The 20,492-nt window shown below is 69.9% G+C and carries 23 protein-coding genes and 3 tRNA genes; 22 read left to right on the forward strand and 4 right to left on the reverse strand.

Features of this window, described 5'->3' with window-relative positions; genetic code table 11:
- Positions 1-115: 115 nt before the first annotated feature.
- The 13 genes from ACZ5CR_RS27575 (at position 116) to ACZ5CR_RS27635 (ending at position 12,122) form a co-directional block, all read left to right on the forward strand.
- Positions 116-505, forward strand: coding sequence for an NADH-quinone oxidoreductase subunit A (locus ACZ5CR_RS27575; protein WP_468862061.1), 390 nt, complete (start codon positions 116-118; stop codon positions 503-505).
- Entirely contained in the window at positions 496-1,170 is a 675-nt protein-coding gene (locus ACZ5CR_RS27580) for an NADH-quinone oxidoreductase subunit B (RefSeq protein ID WP_468862062.1), read from the forward strand. The genes ACZ5CR_RS27575 and ACZ5CR_RS27580 overlap by 10 nt, the downstream gene beginning before the upstream one ends.
- A complete protein-coding gene (locus ACZ5CR_RS27585) occupies positions 1,167-2,474 on the forward strand; it encodes an NADH-quinone oxidoreductase subunit C (RefSeq protein ID WP_468862064.1) in 1,308 nt (435 codons plus the stop codon). The genes ACZ5CR_RS27580 and ACZ5CR_RS27585 overlap by 4 nt, the downstream gene beginning before the upstream one ends.
- A complete protein-coding gene (locus ACZ5CR_RS27590; RefSeq protein ID WP_468862067.1) occupies positions 2,471-3,439 on the forward strand; it encodes a complex I subunit 1/NuoH family protein in 969 nt (322 codons plus the stop codon). The genes ACZ5CR_RS27585 and ACZ5CR_RS27590 overlap by 4 nt, the downstream gene beginning before the upstream one ends.
- The gene (locus ACZ5CR_RS27595) at positions 3,439-4,068 is read left to right on the forward strand and encodes a NuoI/complex I 23 kDa subunit family protein (RefSeq protein WP_468862069.1); all 630 of its coding nucleotides are present in this window, start codon (positions 3,439-3,441) and stop codon (positions 4,066-4,068) included. The genes ACZ5CR_RS27590 and ACZ5CR_RS27595 overlap by 1 nt, the downstream gene beginning before the upstream one ends.
- Positions 4,065-4,751: an NADH-quinone oxidoreductase subunit J family protein gene (locus tag ACZ5CR_RS27600; protein WP_468862070.1), complete on the forward strand. Its 687-nt coding sequence runs from the start codon at positions 4,065-4,067 to the stop codon at positions 4,749-4,751. The genes ACZ5CR_RS27595 and ACZ5CR_RS27600 overlap by 4 nt, the downstream gene beginning before the upstream one ends.
- Positions 4,751-5,155, forward strand: coding sequence for an NADH-quinone oxidoreductase subunit NuoK (gene nuoK, locus ACZ5CR_RS27605; protein ID WP_468862072.1), 405 nt, complete (start codon positions 4,751-4,753; stop codon positions 5,153-5,155). The genes ACZ5CR_RS27600 and nuoK overlap by 1 nt, the downstream gene beginning before the upstream one ends.
- Positions 5,152-7,152 carry an NADH-quinone oxidoreductase subunit 5 family protein gene (locus tag ACZ5CR_RS27610; RefSeq protein ID WP_468862075.1) on the forward strand — a complete coding sequence of 667 codons (2,001 nt, stop codon included), beginning with the start codon at positions 5,152-5,154 and terminating at the stop codon, positions 7,150-7,152. The genes nuoK and ACZ5CR_RS27610 overlap by 4 nt, the downstream gene beginning before the upstream one ends.
- 6 nt (positions 7,153-7,158) lie before the next feature.
- Entirely contained in the window at positions 7,159-8,748 is a 1,590-nt protein-coding gene (locus ACZ5CR_RS27615; protein ID WP_468862078.1) for an NADH-quinone oxidoreductase subunit M, read from the forward strand.
- Positions 8,745-10,283 carry an NADH-quinone oxidoreductase subunit N gene (locus tag ACZ5CR_RS27620; protein ID WP_468862079.1) on the forward strand — a complete coding sequence of 513 codons (1,539 nt, stop codon included), beginning with the start codon at positions 8,745-8,747 and terminating at the stop codon, positions 10,281-10,283. Before ACZ5CR_RS27615 ends, ACZ5CR_RS27620 begins: the two co-directional genes overlap by 4 nt.
- 187 nt (positions 10,284-10,470) lie before the next feature.
- Entirely contained in the window at positions 10,471-11,334 is an 864-nt protein-coding gene (htpX, locus tag ACZ5CR_RS27625; protein ID WP_383276987.1) for a zinc metalloprotease HtpX, read from the forward strand.
- A complete protein-coding gene (locus ACZ5CR_RS27630) occupies positions 11,331-11,723 on the forward strand; it encodes a YccF domain-containing protein (RefSeq protein WP_389917017.1) in 393 nt (130 codons plus the stop codon). Before htpX ends, ACZ5CR_RS27630 begins: the two co-directional genes overlap by 4 nt.
- A 132-nt stretch (positions 11,724-11,855) precedes the next feature.
- The gene (locus tag ACZ5CR_RS27635) at positions 11,856-12,122 is read left to right on the forward strand and encodes a GlsB/YeaQ/YmgE family stress response membrane protein (protein ID WP_468862082.1); all 267 of its coding nucleotides are present in this window, start codon (positions 11,856-11,858) and stop codon (positions 12,120-12,122) included.
- Between the two features lie 153 nt (positions 12,123-12,275).
- Here the strand turns inward: ACZ5CR_RS27635 and ACZ5CR_RS27640 are convergent, their stop codons facing one another.
- On the reverse strand, positions 12,276-12,764 hold the full coding sequence (locus ACZ5CR_RS27640) for a YajQ family cyclic di-GMP-binding protein (RefSeq protein WP_468862084.1): 489 nt from the start codon (positions 12,762-12,764) through the stop codon (positions 12,276-12,278).
- 202 nt (positions 12,765-12,966) lie between these two features.
- On the opposite strand from ACZ5CR_RS27640, the gene ACZ5CR_RS27645 reads away from it, so the two are divergent.
- Both ACZ5CR_RS27645 and ACZ5CR_RS27650 read left to right on the forward strand, forming a co-directional pair.
- Positions 12,967-13,048: transfer RNA gene (locus ACZ5CR_RS27645), tRNA-Tyr, on the forward strand.
- Positions 13,049-13,116: 68 nt separating this feature from the next.
- Positions 13,117-13,347 carry a hypothetical protein gene (locus ACZ5CR_RS27650; protein ID WP_468862086.1) on the forward strand — a complete coding sequence of 77 codons (231 nt, stop codon included), beginning with the start codon at positions 13,117-13,119 and terminating at the stop codon, positions 13,345-13,347.
- A gap of 79 nt (positions 13,348-13,426) precedes the next feature.
- Here the strand turns inward: ACZ5CR_RS27650 and ACZ5CR_RS27655 are convergent, their stop codons facing one another.
- The 3 genes from ACZ5CR_RS27655 to ACZ5CR_RS27665 form a co-directional block, all read right to left on the reverse strand.
- On the reverse strand, positions 13,427-13,804 hold the full coding sequence (locus ACZ5CR_RS27655) for a nuclear transport factor 2 family protein (RefSeq protein ID WP_468862088.1): 378 nt from the start codon (positions 13,802-13,804) through the stop codon (positions 13,427-13,429).
- 124 nt (positions 13,805-13,928) lie between these two features.
- Positions 13,929-14,585: an SDR family oxidoreductase gene (locus ACZ5CR_RS27660; RefSeq protein ID WP_468862091.1), complete on the reverse strand. Its 657-nt coding sequence runs from the start codon at positions 14,583-14,585 to the stop codon at positions 13,929-13,931.
- Between the two features lie 94 nt (positions 14,586-14,679).
- Positions 14,680-16,005: an amidohydrolase family protein gene (locus ACZ5CR_RS27665; RefSeq protein WP_468862093.1), complete on the reverse strand. Its 1,326-nt coding sequence runs from the start codon at positions 16,003-16,005 to the stop codon at positions 14,680-14,682.
- Between the two features lie 512 nt (positions 16,006-16,517).
- On the opposite strand from ACZ5CR_RS27665, the gene ACZ5CR_RS27670 reads away from it, so the two are divergent.
- From ACZ5CR_RS27670 to ACZ5CR_RS27700, 7 genes are all read left to right on the forward strand, one after another.
- A tRNA-Thr gene (locus tag ACZ5CR_RS27670) sits at positions 16,518-16,590 on the forward strand.
- 47 nt (positions 16,591-16,637) lie between these two features.
- Positions 16,638-16,710 (forward strand) — tRNA-Met (locus ACZ5CR_RS27675).
- A 91-nt stretch (positions 16,711-16,801) separates the two neighbouring features.
- Positions 16,802-16,966: a 50S ribosomal protein L33 gene (rpmG, locus tag ACZ5CR_RS27680; RefSeq protein WP_004571794.1), complete on the forward strand. Its 165-nt coding sequence runs from the start codon at positions 16,802-16,804 to the stop codon at positions 16,964-16,966.
- Positions 16,967-17,052: 86 nt separating this feature from the next.
- Positions 17,053-17,517 carry an FAS1-like dehydratase domain-containing protein gene (locus ACZ5CR_RS27685; RefSeq protein WP_468862095.1) on the forward strand — a complete coding sequence of 155 codons (465 nt, stop codon included), beginning with the start codon at positions 17,053-17,055 and terminating at the stop codon, positions 17,515-17,517.
- A 4-nt stretch (positions 17,518-17,521) separates the two neighbouring features.
- Positions 17,522-17,950 (forward strand): MaoC family dehydratase, encoded by a 429-nt coding sequence (locus tag ACZ5CR_RS27690; RefSeq protein ID WP_468862098.1) that lies wholly within the window; start codon positions 17,522-17,524, stop codon positions 17,948-17,950.
- A gap of 199 nt (positions 17,951-18,149) precedes the next feature.
- Positions 18,150-18,707 (forward strand): TetR/AcrR family transcriptional regulator, encoded by a 558-nt coding sequence (locus ACZ5CR_RS27695; RefSeq protein WP_468862100.1) that lies wholly within the window; start codon positions 18,150-18,152, stop codon positions 18,705-18,707.
- Positions 18,708-18,894: 187 nt separating this feature from the next.
- Entirely contained in the window at positions 18,895-20,334 is a 1,440-nt protein-coding gene (locus tag ACZ5CR_RS27700) for a DHA2 family efflux MFS transporter permease subunit (protein ID WP_468862101.1), read from the forward strand.
- Positions 20,335-20,492: the final 158 nt, after the last annotated feature.

Consider the following 20,492-nt stretch of genomic DNA (forward strand, 5'->3'; position numbering starts at 1 on the left):
GCTTACCCCGTCTTTAGCAGGCCCTAGACTCCCGTGCGTACAGATCGTCGAACAGCGATCAGCGATCAGCGATCAGCGATGAGTGTCGATGAGTGTCAGGGAGTGAGGGGCTGACGTGCACGTGTCGAATGTCGCGGCGAGCTACTACCAGTCGTACTCCGTCGTCGGACTGCTCGCCGTCGTCGGCGTGCTGTTCGTCGGTGTCGCCTTCGGGGCGGGGCGGCTGCTCAGGCCCGTCGTACCGACACCCGAGAAGCTCCTGACGTACGAGTGCGGCGTCGACCCGGTCGGTGACGGCTGGGCCCACACCCAGGTCCGCTACTACGTCTACGCGTTCCTCTATGTCATCTTCGCCGTCGACTCGATCTTCCTCTTTCCGTGGGCGACGGTTTTCGCCGCGCCCGGCTACGGTGCGACGACGCTGGTGGAGATGTTCATCTTCCTCGGCTTCCTGACCGTGGGCCTGCTGTACGCATACAAGAAGGGCGTCCTCACATGGACGTGACCCCGGAGCCCGTGCCGGAGCCCGTGCTCCTGCCCGAGCCGACACTGCTCCCCGCATCCGAGCCGCAGAAGCTCGGCGTGCTGTCCCGCCTCGCGCCCGAGCCGATGAAGGTGGTCCTCAACTGGGGCCGCCGGTACTCGCTGTGGGTCTTCAACTTCGGCCTCGCCTGCTGCGCCATCGAGTTCATCGCCGCCTCCATGGCGCGGCACGACTTCATCCGGCTCGGCGTGATCCCGTTCGCGCCGGGTCCGCGCCAGGCCGACCTGATGGTCGTCTCCGGTACGGTCACGGACAAGATGGCCCCGGCCGTGAAGCGCCTGTACGAGCAGATGCCCGAGCCGAAGTACGTCATCTCCTTCGGCGCCTGCTCCAACTGCGGTGGCCCGTACTGGGATTCGTACGCGGTGACCAAGGGCGTCGACCAGATCATCCCGGTCGACGTGTACGTACCCGGCTGCCCGCCCCGTCCCGAAGCGCTGCTCCAGGGCATCCTCAAGCTCCAGGAGAAGATCGCGCGGGAGTCGCTGGCCGAGCGGTACGGCAACGGCAACGGCGGGCGGCCTTCGACGGCGGCTCTGCAGAGCGGACTCGTCAAGCCTCCGGTGCCGACGCGGGCACCGGAGGCACCGGTGTCCGGGGCCGCGACAGGGGAGGAGAAGGCATGACCGGCTGGCTGCCGAGCCCCGTCGAGGAGCTCTTCGGCGCGGAGGCCACGGCCGAGGAGTCGTACGACCTCTTGACGGTCGACGTGCCGCCGAGCACGTGGATCGCGGCTCTGGAAACCGCGCGCACGACCCTGAACTGCACCTATTTCGACTGGCTGAGCGCCGTCGACGAACCGGGCACGGGCTTTTACGTCTCGGCCCACGTCGTCGCCCTCTCTCCGGTACGTCGCCTCCTCATCCGTACGACCGTCCCGCACGACGCCCCTGCCCTGCCGACCGCGGTCGACGTCTACGCGGGCGCGGCGTGGCACGAGCGCGAGACGCACGAGATGTTCGGCATCGCTTTCGAAGGCCACCCGCACCTGGTGCCGCTGCTCCTCCCGGACACCTTTGAAGGCCACCCTCTACGTAAGGACTTCGTCCTCGCGGCCCGGGTCGCGAAGGCGTGGCCCGGCGCGAAGGAGCCGGGGGAGTCGGAGCACGGCGGGCCCAAGCGCCGCCAGATGCTGCCTCCCGGCGTACCCGACCCGAACGAATGGGGCCCCCTGAAGGGCCAACTCCCCGCGGCCCCGGCCCGCCCGGCCCGCGGCGCCGCCCGCGCGGCAGGCGACCGCCCGGCCCGCCGTACACGCACGGCGGGCGAGGGCTCGGCCAGCCAGGCGGCTGCCGCACCGGCCGCTGCGGGCCAGGCCGAGGCAGCGCAGCCGGAGCCCCGGACCCCGCGCCGCTCGCGCAGCGTGAGCCAGGGCTCGGCCTCGCAGCGGGCGACGCCGGAGCCGCCGACGGGAGCTGCTCCGGCCCCTGAGGCCGACCCTGAGCCGGAGACGGCCACAGCGCCTGAAGCCAAGCCGGGGACGGCCGCAGCGCCTGAAGCCAAGCCGGGGACGGCCGCAGCGCCTGAAGCCAAGCCTGAGACCGCTGCGGCACCCGAGACCAAGCCCGCGCCGAAGCCCGAGCCTGAGACCGCTCCTGCGCCCGCGCCGAAGCCCGAGCCTGAGGCCGCTCCTGCGCCCGAGCCGAAGCCCAAGACGCCCGCGGCCAGTTCCGACGCCCCATGGCACCAGGCCCGACCGGCGTTCGACGCCCCGGAGGAGTCGACTACGGCTGCTGCTGAGCGGCCCGAGGGCGCCGCGACCGCCAAGGACGCCAAGGACGCCAAGGACGCCAAAGACGCCAAAGACACGGACACCGGCCCCACCGAAGCGCCCGGCTCCACCGAAGCGCCCGGCCAAGCCAAGCCCGAGAGCACCACCCCCGAGCCCGAAACCACCCCCGGCGAAGACCGCCAAGGAGGCCCGGAGTGACCGACGCGCTCGACGTCGCCCTGCGTCTCCTCATCGTCTTCGCCGTCTTCCTCGTGCTGCCCCTGGTCATCGGCCAGACCGAGCACAAGGTGATGGCCCATATGCAGGGCCGCCTCGGCCCCATGTACGCGGGCGGCTTCCACGGCTGGGCCCAGCTCGTCGCCGACGGGGTCAAGTTCGCGCAGAAGGAAGACGTCGTACCGGCGGAGGCCGACCGCCGCATCTTCCAGCTCGCCCCCGCCGTCGCCCTGCTGCCCTATCTCCTGGTCCTCGTCGCGATCCCCATCGGCCCGAGCGAAGGTGCCGTCGGCCAACTCGTCGACGCGGGCATCTTCTTCGTGCTCGCGGTCATGGGCGTCGGCGTGCTCGGCTCGCTCATGGCGGGCTGGGCGAGCGCCAACAAGTTCTCCCTCCTCGGCGGCCTGCGCACCGCCGCCCAGCTCCTGGCGTACGAACTCCCGATGCTGCTCGCCGCGGCCTCGGTCGCGATGGCGGCCGGGACGGTTTCACTGCCCGGCATCCTCAACGCCTTCGAGTGGTGGTGGCTGCCCTGGCAGATCGTCGGCGCCCTCGTCTTCTTCGTCGCCGGGCTCGCCGAACTCCAGCGTCCGCCCTTCGACATGCCGGTCGCCGACTCGGAGATCATCTTCGGTGCGTACACCGAGTACACGGGCCTGCGCTTCGCCCTCTTCCTCCTCGCCGAGTACGCCGGAATCGTCGTCCTCTGCGGCCTCACCACCGTCCTCTTCCTCGGCGGCTGGCACGGCCCCTGGGGCGCCGAAGGACTCGGCTGGGTCTGGACCCTCCTGAAGACGGCGGTGCTCGCCTTCCTCGTGATCTGGCTACGCGTCAGCTACCCCCGTCTCCGCGAGGACCAGCTCCAGAAGTTCTCCTGGACCTTCCTCGTCCCGCTCGCCCTCGCGCAGATCGCGCTCACCGGAATCGTGAAGGTGGCGATCAACTAATGCCTCCGATCCCTGGCAGCGGCCTGGCCAAGGGCCTCGCCGTCACCCTCCGCACGATGACGAAGAAGACCGTCACCGAGCAGTACCCGGAGCATCAGCCCGAACTCCCGCCCCGCACCCGCGGCGTCATCGGGCTCTTCGAGGAGAACTGCACGGTCTGCATGCTCTGCGCCCGGGAGTGCCCGGACTGGTGCATCTACATCGACTCCCACAAGGAGACGGTCCCGCCGGCCGTCGAGGGCGGCCGCGAACGCAGCCGCAACGTCCTCGACCGCTTCGCCATCGACTTCTCCCTCTGCATGTACTGCGGCATCTGCATCGAGGTCTGCCCCTTCGACGCACTGTTCTGGTCCCCGGAGTTCGAGTACGCCGAGACCGACATCCACGAACTCACCCACGAACGCGACAAGCTCCGCGACTGGATGTGGACGGTCCCGGCCCCACCGGCCCTGGACCCCGCGGCCGAGGACCCCAAGGAGATCGTCACCGCCCGCAAGGCGGCGGAGAAGCTGGCCGCGGCCCAGGAAGCCGAAGCAGCACAGGCAGCCGAGGAAGCCGAAGCAGCACAGTCGGCCCGGACAGCCGAAGCGGCACAGGAAGCGCCGTCCGGACCGGAGGGAGACGCGTGACTTTCGCAGCCAACGCCCCTCAAGGCTTCCTCTCCCCGACGGGAGTCGAGATCGCCTTCCTCCTGGTCGGCCTCGTCACCCTCGGCTCGGCGATCGTCACCGTCACCACCAAGCAGCTGGTGCACGCCGCCCTGTGGCTCGTGGCGACGCTCGGCGGCCTGGCCGTCGAGTACCTCCTGCTCACCGCCGAGTTCATCGCCTGGGTGCAGGTCCTGATCTATGTCGGCTCCGTCGTCGTCCTCCTTCTGTTCGGACTGATGCTCACCAGGGCCCCCATCGGCCGTTCCCCGGACGCCGATTCGGGCAACCGCCCGGTCGCGCTCGCGGTGGCCCTCCTCGCGGCCGCCGCCCTGGTCTGGGTCGTCGTCGACGCCTTCCGGACGACCTGGATCGACCTCGACCGCGCCGCCGACGAGGCCCAGGGCTCCACCGGCGCGACCGGAGAGTTCCTCTTCCAGCACTGGGTGCTGCCGTTCGAGGCCCTCTCGGTCCTGCTCCTCGCCGCCCTGGTCGGCGCGATCGTCCTCTCCCGCAGGAACGCCCGTATGACCCGCCTGAACGACGCCCCCGACGACACCCGCACAACCGGCCAACCCCGAACAACTGGCCGCCCCCGCACAACCGGCCACCCCCGCACGACCGGTGCCCCCAGCGAAGCCCCCAGCGACAAGGAGCAGCGCTGATGCACCTCGCCTATCCCGCCGTCCTGGCCGCCCTCCTCTTCTGCGTAGGCCTGTACGGAGTACTCGCCCGCCGCAACGCGATCCTGGTCCTGATGTCCGTCGAGCTGATGCTCAACGCCGTCAACCTCAACCTGGTCGCCTTCGACGTCTGGCTCCGCGACGCCCTCCACTCCGGCCAGGCCCTGACCCTCTTCACCATCGCCATCGCCGCCGCGGAGATCGGCATCGGCCTCGCGATCGTCCTGGCGGTCTACCGCAACCGCGGCTCCTCCGCCGTCGACGAACTCCGCGACACCGCCGAGGGCCCCGACGACCCCGATGACGACGCCGAGGGCACGGCCGCCGAAGAACCCCTCTCGGACGACCCGGCACAGAAGTCGCAGAAGGCTGAGGCCACCGCGTGACCACGACCACCCTCGCCGTACTCGTCCCCCTCCTGCCGTTCCTGGGCGCGGTCGCCGGTCTGCTGCTCGGCCGCACCGTCCCCGGTCTCGTACGCCCCCTCGCGGTGCTGCCCACCCTGGCGGCGTTGGTCATCGCCGTCCTGGTCGCAGCCCGCCACGGCGGCGGCGCCGACATCGAGTCCGCCACCGAGCTCACCCCGACCGGCTCGATCCCCATCGAACTGGCCCTGCACATCGACGGCTTCGCCGCCCTCGTCGCCGTCCTGGTCGGCGTCGTCGCCTCCTGCGTGCAGATCTACTCGACGGGCTACCTGCGCGACGACCCGCGCTACCCCTCGTACGCCGCTCTCGTCTCCCTCTTCACCTCTGCGATGCTGCTCGTCGTCTACTCCGGCGACCTGATGGTGCTCCTGGTCGGCTGGGAGATCATGGGCATCTGCTCGTACTTCCTCGTCGGCCACTACTGGGAGACGCCCGAAGCCCGCGCCGCCTCCCTCAAGGCCTTCCTGGTCACCAAGCTCGGCGATGTCCCCTTCCTGATCGGCCTGTTCGCGCTCGCCGTCGACACCGGGTCGTTCCGCATCACGACCGTCCTCGCAACGGTCGCGGGCGGCGGCCTCGACCACCCGACGCTGATCGCCCTGCTGCTCCTCGCCGGTGTGGCGGGCAAGTCCGCGCAGTTCCCGCTGCACACCTGGCTGCCCGACGCGATGGCGGGCCCCACCCCCGTCTCCGCGCTCATCCACGCCGCGACGATGGTCGCCGCCGGTGTCTATTTCGTGGCCCGGCTCCTCCCTGTCTTCGCCGTGTCGGCGGCGGCAATGGTCGTCCTCGCCGTCATGGCCGCCGTCACCATGGCCGGCTCGGCGATCGCCGCGCTCGCCCAGGACGACATCAAGCGCGTCCTCGCGTACTCGACGATCGGCCAGCTCGGCTATCTGACCGGCGCCCTCGCCGTCGGCGACCGCGGTGCCGCCGTCTTCCACCTCCTGTCGCACGGCGCCTTCAAGGCGCTCCTCTTCCTCGGCGCGGGCGTGATCATCCACGCCGCCGGCACCAACTCCCTCGCCGCGATGTCCCGCATGAAGGGCCTGCGCGACCGCGTCCCCGACGCCTTCTGGACGATGACCGTGGCGCTCCTCGCGCTCGCCGCGATCCCGCCGTTCAGCGGCTTCTTCTCCAAGGAGGCCGTCCTGGGTGCCGCCGAGCACGCGGCCACAGGACACTCCGAGACCGCTCCCACCGCGGCGGGCTGGATCGTCCTGGTCGCCGGTCTGCTGACCGCCCTCCTCACCGCCGCCTACGCGACGCGTCTGTGGCTGCTCGCCTTCAACGGCAGGGGCCCCGAAGCCCCGGACCACGGCAGGCAGCCCGTCGCGATGACCGCCGTGCTCTGGGTGCTCGCCGTGCCCTCACTCGCCTTCGGCCTCACCGTCGGCGTCCTGCCGAAATGGTTCGACGGCCACTCGCTCACCCCGACCCTCACCACCTCCGTCCTCGGCACGGGATTCGCCCTCGTCGGCGGGCTCGTCACCTACGGCGCGTGGCGCCACACCACGGCCCTCGCCGACCGCCACCCGATGGGCGCGGTCGCCGCCGACACGGGAGCCGCAGCCGACGGAGGCCTGGTCGAAGCCGAGGCCATCGCCACGCACGCCCCCGCCTACGGAGACGTGGCCGCCGCCCACGACCCGGCCGACCCCGGCCGCCTCCTGCTCGGCCCGCTGCACCGGCACGCCGCCGTCGGCTTCCACCTCGACGCCGTCTACGCCGCCCTGTTCGTGCGCCCCGTCCAGGCCGCCGCGCGTCTCGTCCGGTTCCTCGACCGCGAGGTCGTCGAGACGTACGTACGCGGCGCGGGCACCGCACCCCGCTGGCTCGGCGCGGCCGTCCGCCGCGCGCAGACCGGCAATGTGCAGACCTACCTGAGCGCGCTGCTCGCAGGCACCGTCGTCCTGGCTGTCGCCGCCGTCCTCGTCGCCACCGTCGGAGCGTGAGCAGCCGTGATCGATATCAGCGAATCCGTGATGCAGTTCCTTCTCGCATTGATCGTCATCGGCCCGCTCATCGGCGCCGTGGCCGCCCTGCTCCCGGCCCCGCCCGGGCTGAAGGGGAAGTCACCCGACCAGGCCGTGCTGCGCCACGGTGTGACCGTGACCGGCGCGATCCTCATCGCCGCGATCGTCCTCGCGCTCGGCTTCGACCATGACCACCCGTCAAAGATGCAGGCCACGACCGATATCAGCTGGATCCCCGCACTCGACGTGCGCATCCACCTCGGCATCGACGGCATCTCGCTCCCCCTCCTGGTCCTGACCGCGCTGTTGACCTTCCTCTGCGCGCTGTACTCCTACTTCAAAATGCCGTCGGGCCCGTCTCCCAAGGCATTTGTGGCACTGATCCTCGTGCTCGAGTCCGGCACCCTCGCGACCTTCGCCGTCCTCGACCTGCTGCTGTTCTTCCTGGCGTTCGAGATGGTCCTCATCCCGATGTACTTCCTCATCGCACGCTGGGGCGGCGCCCAACGCACCCAAGCGGCTTGGAAGTTCATCCTCTACACGCTGCTCGGCTCCGTCGTGATGCTGCTCGGCCTCCTCCTCATCGGCCTCAAGTCAGGCACATTCGACATGGTGGCACTCGCCACTGACAACGGCCGGGGCCTGACCACGTCCGTGCAGGTCATCGCCGTTCTGGCGATCGGGATCGGGCTCGCGGTCAAGACGCCGATGTGGCCGCTGCACAGCTGGCTGCCGGACGCGCACACCGCCGCGCCCACCGTCGGCTCGGTCCTGCTGGCCGGTGTGCTGCTGAAGATGGGAACGTACGGTTTCGTCAGGATCCTGCTGCCGATCGCGCCCGACGGCATGCACACCTTCGCGCCGTACCTCGCGGCCTTCGCGGTCGTCGGGATCATCTACGGTTCGCTCGCCTGCCTCGCCCTCGCCAAGCAGGGTGCGAAGGGCGACCTCAAGCGCCTCATCGCGTACTCGTCCGTGGGGCACATGGGTTTCGTGCTCCTCGGCATCTCGACGATGAGCCCGACCGGTGTGAACGGCGCGCTGTTCGCCAACATCGCGCACGGCCTCATCACCGGCCTGCTGTTCTTCCTCGTCGGCGCGCTGAAGGACCGCACCGGTACCAGCGACCTCGACACCCTCGCGCAGGAATCGGGCGCCGCGCTCTACGGCAAGGCCCCCCGCCTCGGCGGTCTCCTGGCCTTCGGCGCCGTCGCCTCGCTCGGTCTGCCGGGCCTCGCCGGGTTCTGGGGCGAGATGCTCGCCCTGTTCGGCGCGTTCAAGCCCGCCGACGACCTCAGCCGCCCGGCCTTCCTCACCTTCATGGCGATCGCCGCCTTCGGCACCCTGCTCACCGCCGCGTACATGCTCATCGTCGTACGCCGCGTCTGCATGGGCCCGATGTCCCAGGGCGCCGCCAAGACCGATTCCCCGGCGCTCGCCGACGTCCAGGGCTATGAGTTCGCCGCCTGGACCCCGCTCGTCGCCCTCACCGTCCTCGCCGGACTCTGGCCCGCCGCTCTGCTCGGCCTCACCGACCCGGCCGTGCAGCAGCTCCTCTCAGGAGGCAAGTCGTGACCGTGGCCGTCGAAAGCGCCGCCAGTGTCGTCCAGTCCGTCGACTGGCTCGCGATCGCTCCGCCCACCGTCGCGGCGGTCGTCGGTCTCCTCGTGCTCGTCGCCGACCTCTTCGTGGGCGACAAGAAGAAGGCGCTGCTCGGCTGGATCTCCGTGGCAGGTCTCGCCGTGGCCGCACTCTCCCTGCTGCCGCTCCTGAACGACGACCGCTCGACGTTCTGCCTGACCGGCGCCGCGAACGCTTGTAGCTACACCGCGGACCGCTTCACGCTCGTCATCCAACTGCTCGTACTCGGCGGCGCCTTGCTGGCCGCACTGCTCTCGATGAGCGCGCTCAAGGACGCGAACGGCACGGAGAAGGAACTCCCCGAAGGGGAGTTCTGGTTCCTGCTGCTCTCCTCCGCCGCGGGTGCCGCGCTGCTGCCCGCCTCGCGTGACCTCGCGACCCTCGTCGTCGCACTCGAAGTCGCCTCGCTGCCCGCCTTCGCCCTCGTCGGCCTCAGGCACGGCGACAAGCGTTCTTCCGAGGCGGCCCTGAAGTTCTTCCTCTCCTCCGTCACCGCGACCGCCGTGACGCTGATGGGCGTCAGCTTCGTGTACGCCGCGACCGGCACCCTGCACCTCACCGAGATCGCCGACGAGCTCCGGCACGTCGACGGGCAGCTGGACACGCTCGCCCAGGCCGGCGTCGCCCTCACCCTCGTCGGCTTCGCCTTCAAGGTGGCCGCCGTGCCCTTCCACTTCTGGGTGCCCGACACCTACGTGGGCGCGCCGCTGCCGGTCGCCGCCTATCTCTCCGTAGTAGGCAAGGCGGTCGGCTTCACCGGCCTGATCCTCGTCACCGTCGTCGCCTTCCCCTCGTACGCGGACGTGTGGGGCCCGGCGCTCGCCGTGCTCGCCGCCCTCACCATGACCGCGGGCAACGTGGCGGCGCTGCGCCAGCAGGCCACGCGCGCGTACAGCGCGGTACGCCTGCTCGCCTGGTCCTCGGTCGGCCAGGCGGGATACCTCCTCGTGCCGATCGCCGCCGCCGGATACGCCGACAACCCCGCGGAGGCCGAGAAGGCCGTCGGCTCCACCGTCGCGTACGCCCTCATGTACGCGGCCGTGAACCTCGGAGCCTTCGCCGTCGCCGCCCTCGTCGGCCGGACCCAGCGCCTGAACCGCGTCAGCGACTACCGGGGCCTGTACGCGAGGAGCCCCCTCGCGGCCCTGGTGCTCGGCTTCTTCCTGCTCTGCCTCGCGGGCCTGCCGCCGGGCATCATCGGCCTCTTCGCGAAGGTCACCGTCTTCTCGGCGGCGGTCGACGCGGGCCTGGGCTGGCTCGCCGTGGTGATGGCCGTGAACGTGGTCATCGCGCTCTTCTACTACCTCCAGTGGACCGCGCTGCTGTTCCGCGCCCCCGAGGGCGAGCCGGTAAAGCATCGCGTCCCGGCTCCCCTGACGGCGGCCATCGCCCTGACCGCGGTCCTCGGCATCGCCCTCTCCGGAGCGCCGCAACTCGTTCTGAGGTTCTCCGACACCGGCCTCTTCTGACGCGGCCCCGGCTCCGCGAGGGCCGCTCGGCCATCACCCGAGCGGCCCATATCGCGCCTGCACCGCTCCTGTGCGCACAAGGGAACTAGTGCCTGCCGCCTGGCGTTGACCAGTACGGGAGGGTCCACTGAAGAGTGGAAGCACCAGTAGACAGAGGGTTCCCCCACGCACCACAGGAGGGCGTACCGTGCACCGACGGACCAACGGGCTGAAGACCGCCGTACTCCTCGGGGGACTGTCCGCTCTCATTCTCGTCATCGGCAGTTTCTTCGGGCGTACGGGCTTGATCGTCGCGCTTTTCGTGGCGCTCGGCACCAATGCGTACGCGTACTGGAACAGCGACAAGCTCGCCCTGCGTGCCATGCGCGCGCGCCCGGTGAGCGAATTCGAGGCCCCCGCGCTGTACCGCATGGTCCGCGAGCTCTCCACCCAGGCCCGCCAGCCCATGCCCCGCCTCTACATCTCGCCCACCGAGGCGCCGAACGCGTTCGCGACGGGCCGCAATCCGCGCAACGCGGCGGTGTGCTGCACCGACGGCATCCTGCGCCTCCTGGACGAGCGCGAGCTGCGGGGCGTCATCGGCCACGAGCTCAGCCATGTCTACAACCGCGACATCCTGATCTCGTCGGTCGCGGGCGCACTCGCCTCGGTGATCATGTTCCTGGTCAACTTCGCCTGGCTGATCCCTGTCGGCAGGTCGAACGACAACGACGGCCCCGGCATCTTCGGCATGCTCCTGATCATGCTCCTCGGCCCGCTGGCCGCCTCCGTCATCCAACTCGCGATCAGCCGCTCCAGGGAGTACGAGGCCGACGCTTCGGGCGCGCAGCTCACGGGGGACCCTCTGGCCCTCGCGAGCGCCCTGCGTAAGCTCGACGCGGGCACGAAGCAGCTGCCGCTGCCGCCCGAGCCACGCATCGAGACGGCAAGTCACATGATGATTGCGAACCCTTTCCGTCCGGGGCAGGGCATGTCCAAGATGTTCTCCACGCATCCGCCGATGGCGGAGCGCATTGCCCGGCTCGAGCAGATGGCAGGTCGCCACCAGTGAAGACAATCCTCAACGTCATATGGCTCGTCCTGTGCGGCTTCTGGATGTTCCTCGCCTACCTCCTGGCGGGGGTGCTCCTGTGCATCACGATCATCGGCATCCCGTTCGGTCTCGCCAGCTTCCGGATAGGCCGCTATGCCCTGTGGCCCTTCGGCTACACGACAGTTGAGCGCCGCGACGCGGGCGCGGCGTCCTGCGTCGGCAACGTCCTGTGGCTGATCCTCGCGGGCTGGTGGCTCGCGATCGGCCACGTCGTCACCGGCTTTCTTCTCTGCGTCACGATCATCGGAATCCCGCTGGGCGTCGCCAACTTCAAGCTGATCCCGGTGTCGTTGATGCCGCTCGGCCGCGAAATCGTCCGCACGGACCAGCCGTTCGCGGCGCGCTAGCGCGCGTACCGGGTGCGATGCCACGGCATCGCACCCGTGTGTCGTACACCGCATCCGACTGATCACCGCAACCGCGCCCCGCCCCCGTGACGTCCTTCAGGAGGACAGCACAGAGAGGGGCAGGTTCACCGCATGGGCATCATCAGCTGGATCGTTCTGGGGCTGCTCGCCGGTGCCATCGCCAAGGTTCTGCTGCCAGGCCGCGACCCGGGTGGCTTCATCGGCACGACCCTCATCGGCATCGCGGGCGCCTTCATCGGCGGCTGGTACTCCGCCCGCTATCTCGACCGCCCGATAACCAACGACTTCTACGACGGCCCGACCTGGGTGGCGGCCATCGGCGGCTCACTCGCCCTGCTCGTCGTCTACCGCATCTTCTTCGGCCACTCACGCCGCTGAGGCCACGCGCGCCGCTCCAGGCACCAATCCCACGATCTGCGGCCAGCAGCAAGGGCGGGCACCCGACTCGGGTGCCCGCCCTCCGGCGTCGTACGACGAGAAACACCAGTACTAACTGGCGACTACGGACTACCGCCCACCGCCCACCGGCGACTACCGGTAGTTGGCGAACTGCACGTCGAAGTCGAAGTCCTGCCCCTTGACCAGCGCCTGTACGGCCTGCAGGTCGTCGCGGCTCTTCGAGCTGACGCGCAGCTCGTCGCCCTGGACCTGCGCCTTGACGCCCTTCGGGCCCTCATCGCGGATGAGCTTGGCGACCTTCTTCGCATTCTCCTGGGAGATGCCCTCTTCGATCGAGGCGAAGATCTTGTACTCCTTGCCGGACAACTGCGGCTCACCCGCGTCCAGCGACTTCAGCGAGATACCTCGCTTGATCAGCTTGGACTGGAAGATGTCGAGGATCGCCTTGACCCGCTCCTCGCCGTTCGCCTCCATCAGGATCTTCTCGCCGGACCAGGCGATCGAGGCACCCGTGCCCTTGAAGTCGTAGCGCTGCGAGATCTCCTTGGCGGCCTGGTTGAGGGCGTTGTCGACCTCCTGCCGCTCGACCTTCGAGACGATGTCGAAACTGGAGTCGGCCATGTCCTGTGGCTCCTTGTATCGGGGTCTGCGTACTCAGCTGGTGCACGGCCTTCGGTCCCTGGCCGCATCCGCAAAGCCTAGCCACCGCACCCGCGCCGGGTACTGATCAATCGGGTGGCGAAGCACCCCTGTGCATCAGGTATCGTTTACGTCGTTGCCACGGAGCGCCCGCACCAAACGGTCGATTCCAGGCAGCGACCCAGGCGGTGTGCCCGAGCGGCCAAAGGGAGCAGACTGTAAATCTGCCGGCTCAGCCTTCCCAGGTTCGAATCCTGGCGCCGCCACACGAAGGAGACCCTCTCCGATCTTGCGGAAACGCGAGTCGGAGGGGGTCTTTTCGTACGCTGAGGCCATGTTGTCAGCGTCATCCACGGCCTCGCGCCGCAGGAACTGTCCCGAGTGCCGCCGTGAAATCGCCGTCGTCGGGGGTCGGTTCGCGCGCCATGATCCGCCTGGGCAGCGCGGCAGCGGTGATCTCGTCTCCTGTCCGGGTTCGCGCAGGCAGGCCCTGCTGGGCGCCGCACAGCCCGCCCTGGACGGTTACGTGGTCCCGGACTTCCCCGGCCAGCTCCCGCTGTTCTGAGGCGCTCCCAGGGCTCCCAGGGCTCCTGTGGGGCCCGCACGGGGCACACGCGTGGGGCATGCGTGGGGCACGGGTGGGACTACGGATTCCTTATGTCCATCCGGCTCACCAAGCCGTCGTCCCGGAACGTGTAGACGTGCTCGACCGTCGTCGGTGCCCAGTGATCACCCGCCTCGTCCCGCAGCCCGGGCCGCACGGTCGCCACGACGCGCCGCCCGTCGTCGTCGAGCCGCAGCCGCTCCAGGTGCACCAGCGGATGCATCACCGCGAACTGCCGAGCCCAGTAGGCGCGGACCGCCGGGATGCCGCGGGCGCGCGTGTTGTCCAGGAGATTCGGCCAGTCCACGTCCGGTGCCAGGGAGCGGGGGATGAACGCGTCGCGCGCTTCGGTACTGAAGACGGCGTACATCTGCCGCACGAGAGCCTCGCGCGCGGCGGGCACATCGGAAGCGGGCATGACGTTCCTCACGTAGGCGGCAGCTCAAGACAAGCACCGCCACGCGCGCGGGACATCCCTCAGGAGACCGACTTCGCAATCCGACTTCGGCGTGCGGAAGTTCAGTTCCCGTCCAGAGCGGGCGTCAGTTGCCCGCCACGGACTTGACCGCCACGGACACCGGCGTCGAACCGCTGATCAGCTCCAGCGTCAGACCCGCCGTCGCCGACGAATCGACGAGCTCCGCGAGCACCGCGGCCACGTCGTCCCGCGGGATCGGCCCGCGCCCGGTCGACACCTCCAGGCGTACGAGACCGGTGCCCGCGTCGTCCGTCAGCATCCCGGGGCGCAGGATCGTCCAGTCCAGGGCCCCGCGGCCGCGTACGGACGCGTCGGCCTCGCCCTTGGCCCGCAGATAGGCGTCGAAGATCTCGTCGCCCTCGTGCGCGGGGTCGGCGCCCATCGACGACACGACGACGTAGCGCCGCACGCCCGCGCGCTCGGCCGCGTCGGCGAAGAGCACGGCGGCGTCGCGGTCCACGGTGTTCTTGCGGTCGGCCCCGCTGCCCGGCCCCGCGCCCGCCGCGAAGACGGCCGCGTCGGCGCCCTCCAGAAGCCCGGCGACCTCGTCGACGGATGCCGACTCCAGGTCGCACAGCGCCGCTTCGGCACCCGCTGCCCGCAGATCGCCTTCCTGTCCGGCACTGCGGACGAGTCCTACGACCTCGTCACCCCGCGCGGCGAGCAACCGCTCGAGCCGCAGCGCGATCTGACCATGACCTCCAGCGATGACAATGCGCATGTCTCCGACCGTACGACAGCTCCCGCATGATCGCCCCGCGCACGCGGGAGCACGGCTGGAAGCGTCACCCGCCCTCAGGACGCTGCCGCCGCCCTCAGGACGGTTCCGCGCCCTTCGGCCGTCCCGGGCCCGCTCCCTTCGAGCGGCCCTGGCGCGGCAGGTCGAGGGCCACGGCGGCTGCCGAATCGCAGTACTCCCGCACCGCGCTCGTCCGTGCCACCACGCGCCCCCGGTGCACCACGATGCGGCTGTACGCGAGCGAGAGCGCCCCCGCGAGATGGTCGCCGCGCACCGCGAGCAGCTCGGCGGGGAAGCCCGCCTCCACCCGCACCTGGGGCAGCCCCAGCGCGGCCCGCGCCGCCGTGCTCACGGCGCCGTACGCGTCATCGGGACGCAGCCCGCACCGCGAGGCCAGCAGATAGGCGGCCTCCAGCGGATCCCCGCGCCCCACGGGGTTCGACACGTCCCGCATGGCCCCGCTGCCCGCGGCGATCCGTACCCCGGCCGCCCGAAGCAGCCGGACCGGAGCCACAGTGCCCCGCCGCTCCACGCTTCCGCACCCGCCCTGCGGCAGGCACACCACCGTCACGCCGGCCGCCGCCAGCTGTTCCGCCGTCCGGGCGGCGACGTCCGACGGAAGCCGTCCGAGCCCGCCGCACGGACCGATCGTCACCCCGGGCCGCAGCCCGCCCGCCATCGCCGCGAGCCGCCCGAGCCGCGCCGAATCGCTGGCGTCCGTGTGCAGGTCGACGGGGCAGCCGTGCTCGGCGGCGACCTCGAGCACCGCCTCCACGTACCCGGTCGGATCGGGGTCGAGATCGGGGCAACCGCCCACTACGGAGGCGCCCATTTTCACCGCGTCCCGCAGCATCGCGAGCCCGTCGGTACCGGCCACCCCGGTCAGCAGCCGCGGCACGGCAACGGCCGTCAGGTCGACCAGGCCACGCAGCGAGCGCCGCGCCTGCAGCACCGCCTCCATCGACGTGAGCCCGGGCACGTCACCGATCCGCACGTGCGAGCGCAGCGCCGTAGCGCCGTGCCCCAGCTGCAGCAGGGCGGCCTCGGTGGTCCGGCGCTGGACGTCGGCGAGTTCGTACGAGACCGGGCCCTCCGCGTCCGCGGAAAGGGCCGTGTCGCTGTGCGCGTGCGGTTCGGCCGCGGCCGGGAGCAGGAGGTAGCCGCCGAGGTCCACGCGCGCGGACTGTCGCGCGGACTGCGCGGTCAGGCTCCCCGCCGTGCCGACCGCCTCGATGCGCCCGGAGCCGAGCCGCACGTCCACGGTCCGGCCGTCGGTCAGCCGGGCGCCGCAGAGGAGCAGGGCGGTGGCGTCGGCGTCATCACCCGAGGAACCGGAAGAGCCGGAGGAGCCCGAGGAGCCGGAAGGGCCGGAGGAGTGGGGCTGCGGCTGGCTGTCGGGCATCGCGCTCCTGAGGTTCGGGGGCGGCTGCGGGGTGTGGCGTCGGCCGGGCGGAGGCGTCCGGGGACACGACGTCCAAGATCACGCAACGTGGATCGAGCCTATGGCGACGACCGGCCCTCTTCGAGGAGGAGCGAAATAGTCGTACCGGCGTGGTGCGGGTCTACAAAGAAGCGTTGCGCGGGGCTCCGGAGAAGCGATGCGCGGGCTCCTGAGAGGCGTGGTGCGGGGCCGCTGAGAGGCCGCTGAGAACCGTGGCGCGGGGCCACTGAGAACCGTGGCGCGGGGATACGGAGGACCGCGGCCCGGGGCTCCGAAGAGGAGCGGTTCGAGGGCCCGTACCGGCGTGGTCAGTGGGTCCGAACCGGCGTCGTCAGAGGGCCCGAACCGGCCTGGCGTGAGGCGCTGAAGTGACGTGGTGAGGCGGCCGGGACGCCTGTCGCGATGCCCCTGGACAGCCCCGGCGAAACGGATTTGGGCGATCGGCGGCCGACCGTGTAATGTCTTCATCGCTCGCCCCAATAGCTCAGTCGGTAGAGCGTCTCCATGGTAAGGAGAAGGTCTGCGGTTCGATTCCGCATTGGGGCTCTGATGTTGGTTGATCCTCGTTTTCGGACGGGGGGATCCGGCATCGCAGCGGTGTAGCTCAGTCGGTAGAGCAAGCGGCTCATAATCGCTGTGTCACCGGTTCAAGTCCGGTCACCGCTACTGAATTGGTAGCCGATTGTGGGGTCGGACCTTCGATCGGCTACTATTTTTTTGCGTTCATCCGTCCATCCGTCCGTCAAGGAGCACTCACGTGGCTGCCACAGACGTCCGCCCGAAGATCACGCTGGCCTGCGTGGAGTGCAAGGAGCGGAACTACATCACCAAGAAGAACCGGCGTAACGACCCGGACCGTCTTGAGATGAAGAAGCACTGCCCGCGCTGCAACGCGCACACTGCGCACCGCGAAACGCGCTAGATACAGGCTCGTACACGAGGCCGTCCCCGTTTTCGGGGGCGGCCTCGCGTCGTTGTTCACCCATACCTGCAGGAGGTACCGAGTCCATGGCGCTCGACCAGTCCTTCGTGGGGCGGTCCTACCCGCCCACCGATCCCTATGAGGTCGGCCGGGAGAAGATCCGTGAGTTCGCCGAGGCGGTGGGCGACGCCAACCCCGCGTACACCGACGCGGAGGCCGCCAAGGCGTTCGGGCACCCCGATGTGATCGCTCCGCCGACTTTCGTGTTCTCCATCTCGTTCAAGGCCGCGGGCCAGGTCGTCGAGGACCCGCAGCTGGGGCTCGACTACAGCCGCGTCGTGCACGGGGACCAGAAGTTCGCGTACACCCGCCCGGTGCGTGCGGGGGACCGGCTCAGGGTCACCTCGACCATCGAGGCCATCAAGTCGATGGCGGGCAACGACATCCTGGACATCCGCGGCGAGGTCCACGACGAGGCCGGCGAGCATGTCGTGACCGCCTGGACCAAGCTCGTCGCGCGTGCGGCGGAGCCCGCGGCAGAGGGAGCCTGAGTCGATGACCGCCAAGATTTCGTACGACAGCGTCGAGGTCGGCACCGAGCTGACGCCCCAGAGCTTCCCCGTGACGCGCGCCACCCTCGTGCGGTACGCGGGCGCCTCCGGTGACTTCAACCCGATCCACTGGAACGAGAAGTTCGCGGTCGAGGTCGGCCTGCCCGACGTCATCGCGCACGGCATGTTCACCATGGCCGAGGCGATCCGCGTGGTGACGGACTGGGTGGGCGACCCTGCCTCCGTCGTCGAGTACGGCGTGCGCTTCACCAAGCCCGTCGTGGTCCCGAACGACGACAAGGGCGCGCTGATCGAGGTCAGCGCCAAGGTCGCGGCGAAGCTCGACGACAACCGGGTCCGGGTGGACCTGGTGGCGAAGAGCGGCGACCAGAAGGTCCTTGGCATGTCCCGGGCCGTGGTCCAGCTCGCCTGACCTCTGACCTCTGACCTCTGACCTCTGACCTCTGACCTTTGGCCTCTGACCTTTGGCCTCTGACCTTCGCGGCACATGAAGAGGTAAGGGGCGCCCGCCCACAGTGGGTGCCCCTTACCTCTGCTCGCCCTTGTCGCTCCTCGCGTCTGCTCGCCAAGACCTCTTGACTTAGGTAGTGATTGGCCACTAACTTCATCTCATGGTCAGGATGAGCGCAGAGGAGCGACGCGAGAGCGTCATCCGCGCGGCGATGATCGAATTCGCCCGCGGCGGCTTCAACGGCACGTCCACCGAGGTGATCGCCAAACGGGTGGGTGTCTCGCAGCCGTATCTCTTCCGCCTCTTCCCGGGGAAGGAGGCGATCTTCCTCGCCGCGTCCAAGCGCTGCTGCCAGGAGGTCACCGAGGTCTTCAGGAAGGCGTCCGAGGGGCTCGACGGGGAGGAAGTCCTGCCCGCCATGGGTGAGGCCTATCGGGCGCTCATCGCCGACGACCCGGACATACTGCTCATGCAGATGCAGATGTACGTCGCCGTGGCATCCGCGGAGGCGTCCGGTGACCGGGAGTTCGGCGAGGCGTTGCGGGCCGGTTGGATGGAGATGTACGACACGGCCCGCCTCGCGCTGGGTGCGGACGTCGACGAGACGACGCAGTTCCTCGCGTGCGGGATGCTGATCAATGTCCTGGTGTCGATGGGGTTCCGGCCCGACCATCGGGTGTGGGCCGGTCTTTACGACTCGGCGCAGCGCAAGAGCTGAGCCGGATCGAGGATCGAGCTGAGCGGGGTCGAGCCGGGCCGGGCTGCACTGGGCCGAGTCAAGCTCAGCTCAGCTCAGTACGGCTGAGCTGAGCTGCACTGAGCCGAGTTGATCCGTGCAGGTCAGGAGGGTGCGTACTTTTGCGCCCACGAAAGTTAGTCATCAATAACTAACCATAGGGGAAGCGATGTCACTGCAGACAGCACGGCGCGGGCAAGCGGCCTGGGCCCTCGCCATCACCAGCGTCGCCGGATTCATGGCGGCCCTGGACAACCTCGTCGTCACCACGGCCCTGCCCGCCATCCGTGAGGACTTCGGGGGAGCGCTGCACGACCTCGAATGGACGGTGAGCGCCTACACCCTCACCTTCGCCGTGCTGCTGATGTTCGGCGCGGCCCTGGGCGACCGCTTCGGGCGCCGCAAGCTCTTCATCACCGGCCTCACCATCTTCACCGGAGCCTCCGCGGCCGCGGCCCTCGCGCCCGGCATCGAGGCGCTGATCGCCGCCCGTGCGGTCCAGGGCGTCGGTGCCGCGATCATGATGCCGCTGACGCTGACCCTCCTGACGGCGGCCGTCCCGGTGGCCAAGCGCGGGATGGTGTACGGGATCTGGGGCGCCGTCAACGGTCTCGCGGTCGCCAGTGGTCCGCTCATCGGAGGCAGCCTCACCGAACACGTGTCCTGGCAGTGGATCTTCTGGCTGAACGTCCCGCTCGGCGTCGCTCTGCTCCCGCTGGCCCGCCTGCGCCTCTCCGAGTCCTACGGCACGGGGGCACCGCTCGACATCGCCGGAACGCTGCTGGCCAGCGGCGGGCTCTTCGGGATCGTCTACGGCCTTATCCGCGGCAACATCGACGGCTGGACCAGCGCTCCCGTCCTCACCGGCCTGATCGCGGGCGCCGCGCTGCTCGGCGGTTTCGTCCACCACGGCATCAACAGCAAGAACCCGATGCTGCCGATGCGGCTCTTCCGTAGCCGCGCCTTCTCCGCGATCAACGCCGCGAGCCTGCTGATGTTCGTAGGAATGTTCGGCTCGATCTTCCTGCTCAGCCAGTTCCTGCAGAACGTCATCGGCTACTCGCCCACAGAGGCGGGCCTGCGGATGCTCCCCTGGACCGGTATGCCGATGATCGTCGCCCCCATCGCGGGCTATCTGTCGGACCGGATCGGCGGCCGCCCCGTCGTGACCGCGGGCCTCGCGCTCCAGGCCGTCGGCCTCGCCTGGTTCGCGGCCATCGTGGAGCCCGATGTGTCGTACGCCGCCCAGCTGCCCGCCCTGATCATCAGCGGGATCGGCATGGCGCTGTACTTCGCCCCCGCCGCGAACCTGGTGATGTCCAGCGTCCGCCCGTCCGAGCAGGGCATCGCGTCCGGCGCCAACAACGCCCTGCGGGAGGTCGGCGGCGCCCTCGGCATCGCGATCCTCGCCTCGGTCTTCTCCGCCCAGGGCGGCTACGGGCCCGCCCAGCACTTCGTGGACGGCCTCGGGCCGGCGCTGTGGGTCGGCGCCGGGGTGGTCGGCATCGGCGCGGTGTCGGCCGCGCTGCTCCCGGGGCGGACGGCGACCGAGAAGCCGGTCGACGCCGCACCGGCCGTGGCCGAGGCGCGCACGCCGGCCGGAGTCTGAACCGGCTCCGCCCGCCCCACCCCCGAACCGGCTCCGTCCGCCCCCAGAACCGGCTCCACCCGTCTCACCCCACGGTCCGTGGGGGCCGCCAAAAAGAAGGGAGAAGGAAACGGGCCTCTGGCACCTTGCAGGAACCCCACACCGCCCCCCCCCCCCCC

The organism is Streptomyces sp. NPDC031274 (assembly GCF_055570235.1).

Bases quoted from the DNA above. Each gene is read 5' to 3' on its own strand.
- ACZ5CR_RS27580 (WP_468862062.1), top strand. From the start codon at position 496: ATGGACGTGACCCCGGAGCCCGTGCCGGAGCCCGTGCTCCTGCCCGAG.
- ACZ5CR_RS27585 (WP_468862064.1), top strand. From the start codon at position 1,167: ATGACCGGCTGGCTGCCGAGCCCCGTCGAGGAGCTCTTCGGCGCGGAG.
- ACZ5CR_RS27595 (WP_468862069.1), top strand. From the start codon at position 3,439: ATGCCTCCGATCCCTGGCAGCGGCCTGGCCAAGGGCCTCGCCGTCACC.
- nuoK (WP_468862072.1), top strand. From the start codon at position 4,751: ATGCACCTCGCCTATCCCGCCGTCCTGGCCGCCCTCCTCTTCTGCGTA.
- ACZ5CR_RS27635 (WP_468862082.1), top strand. From the start codon at position 11,856: ATGGGCATCATCAGCTGGATCGTTCTGGGGCTGCTCGCCGGTGCCATC.
- ACZ5CR_RS27640 (WP_468862084.1), bottom strand. From the start codon at position 12,764: ATGGCCGACTCCAGTTTCGACATCGTCTCGAAGGTCGAGCGGCAGGAG.
- ACZ5CR_RS27650 (WP_468862086.1), top strand. From the start codon at position 13,117: ATGTTGTCAGCGTCATCCACGGCCTCGCGCCGCAGGAACTGTCCCGAG.
- ACZ5CR_RS27655 (WP_468862088.1), bottom strand. From the start codon at position 13,804: ATGCCCGCTTCCGATGTGCCCGCCGCGCGCGAGGCTCTCGTGCGGCAG.
- ACZ5CR_RS27660 (WP_468862091.1), bottom strand. From the start codon at position 14,585: ATGCGCATTGTCATCGCTGGAGGTCATGGTCAGATCGCGCTGCGGCTC.
- ACZ5CR_RS27665 (WP_468862093.1), bottom strand. From the start codon at position 16,005: ATGCCCGACAGCCAGCCGCAGCCCCACTCCTCCGGCCCTTCCGGCTCC.
- ACZ5CR_RS27685 (WP_468862095.1), top strand. From the start codon at position 17,053: ATGGCGCTCGACCAGTCCTTCGTGGGGCGGTCCTACCCGCCCACCGAT.
- ACZ5CR_RS27690 (WP_468862098.1), top strand. From the start codon at position 17,522: ATGACCGCCAAGATTTCGTACGACAGCGTCGAGGTCGGCACCGAGCTG.
- ACZ5CR_RS27695 (WP_468862100.1), top strand. From the start codon at position 18,150: ATGGTCAGGATGAGCGCAGAGGAGCGACGCGAGAGCGTCATCCGCGCG.
- ACZ5CR_RS27700 (WP_468862101.1), top strand. From the start codon at position 18,895: ATGTCACTGCAGACAGCACGGCGCGGGCAAGCGGCCTGGGCCCTCGCC.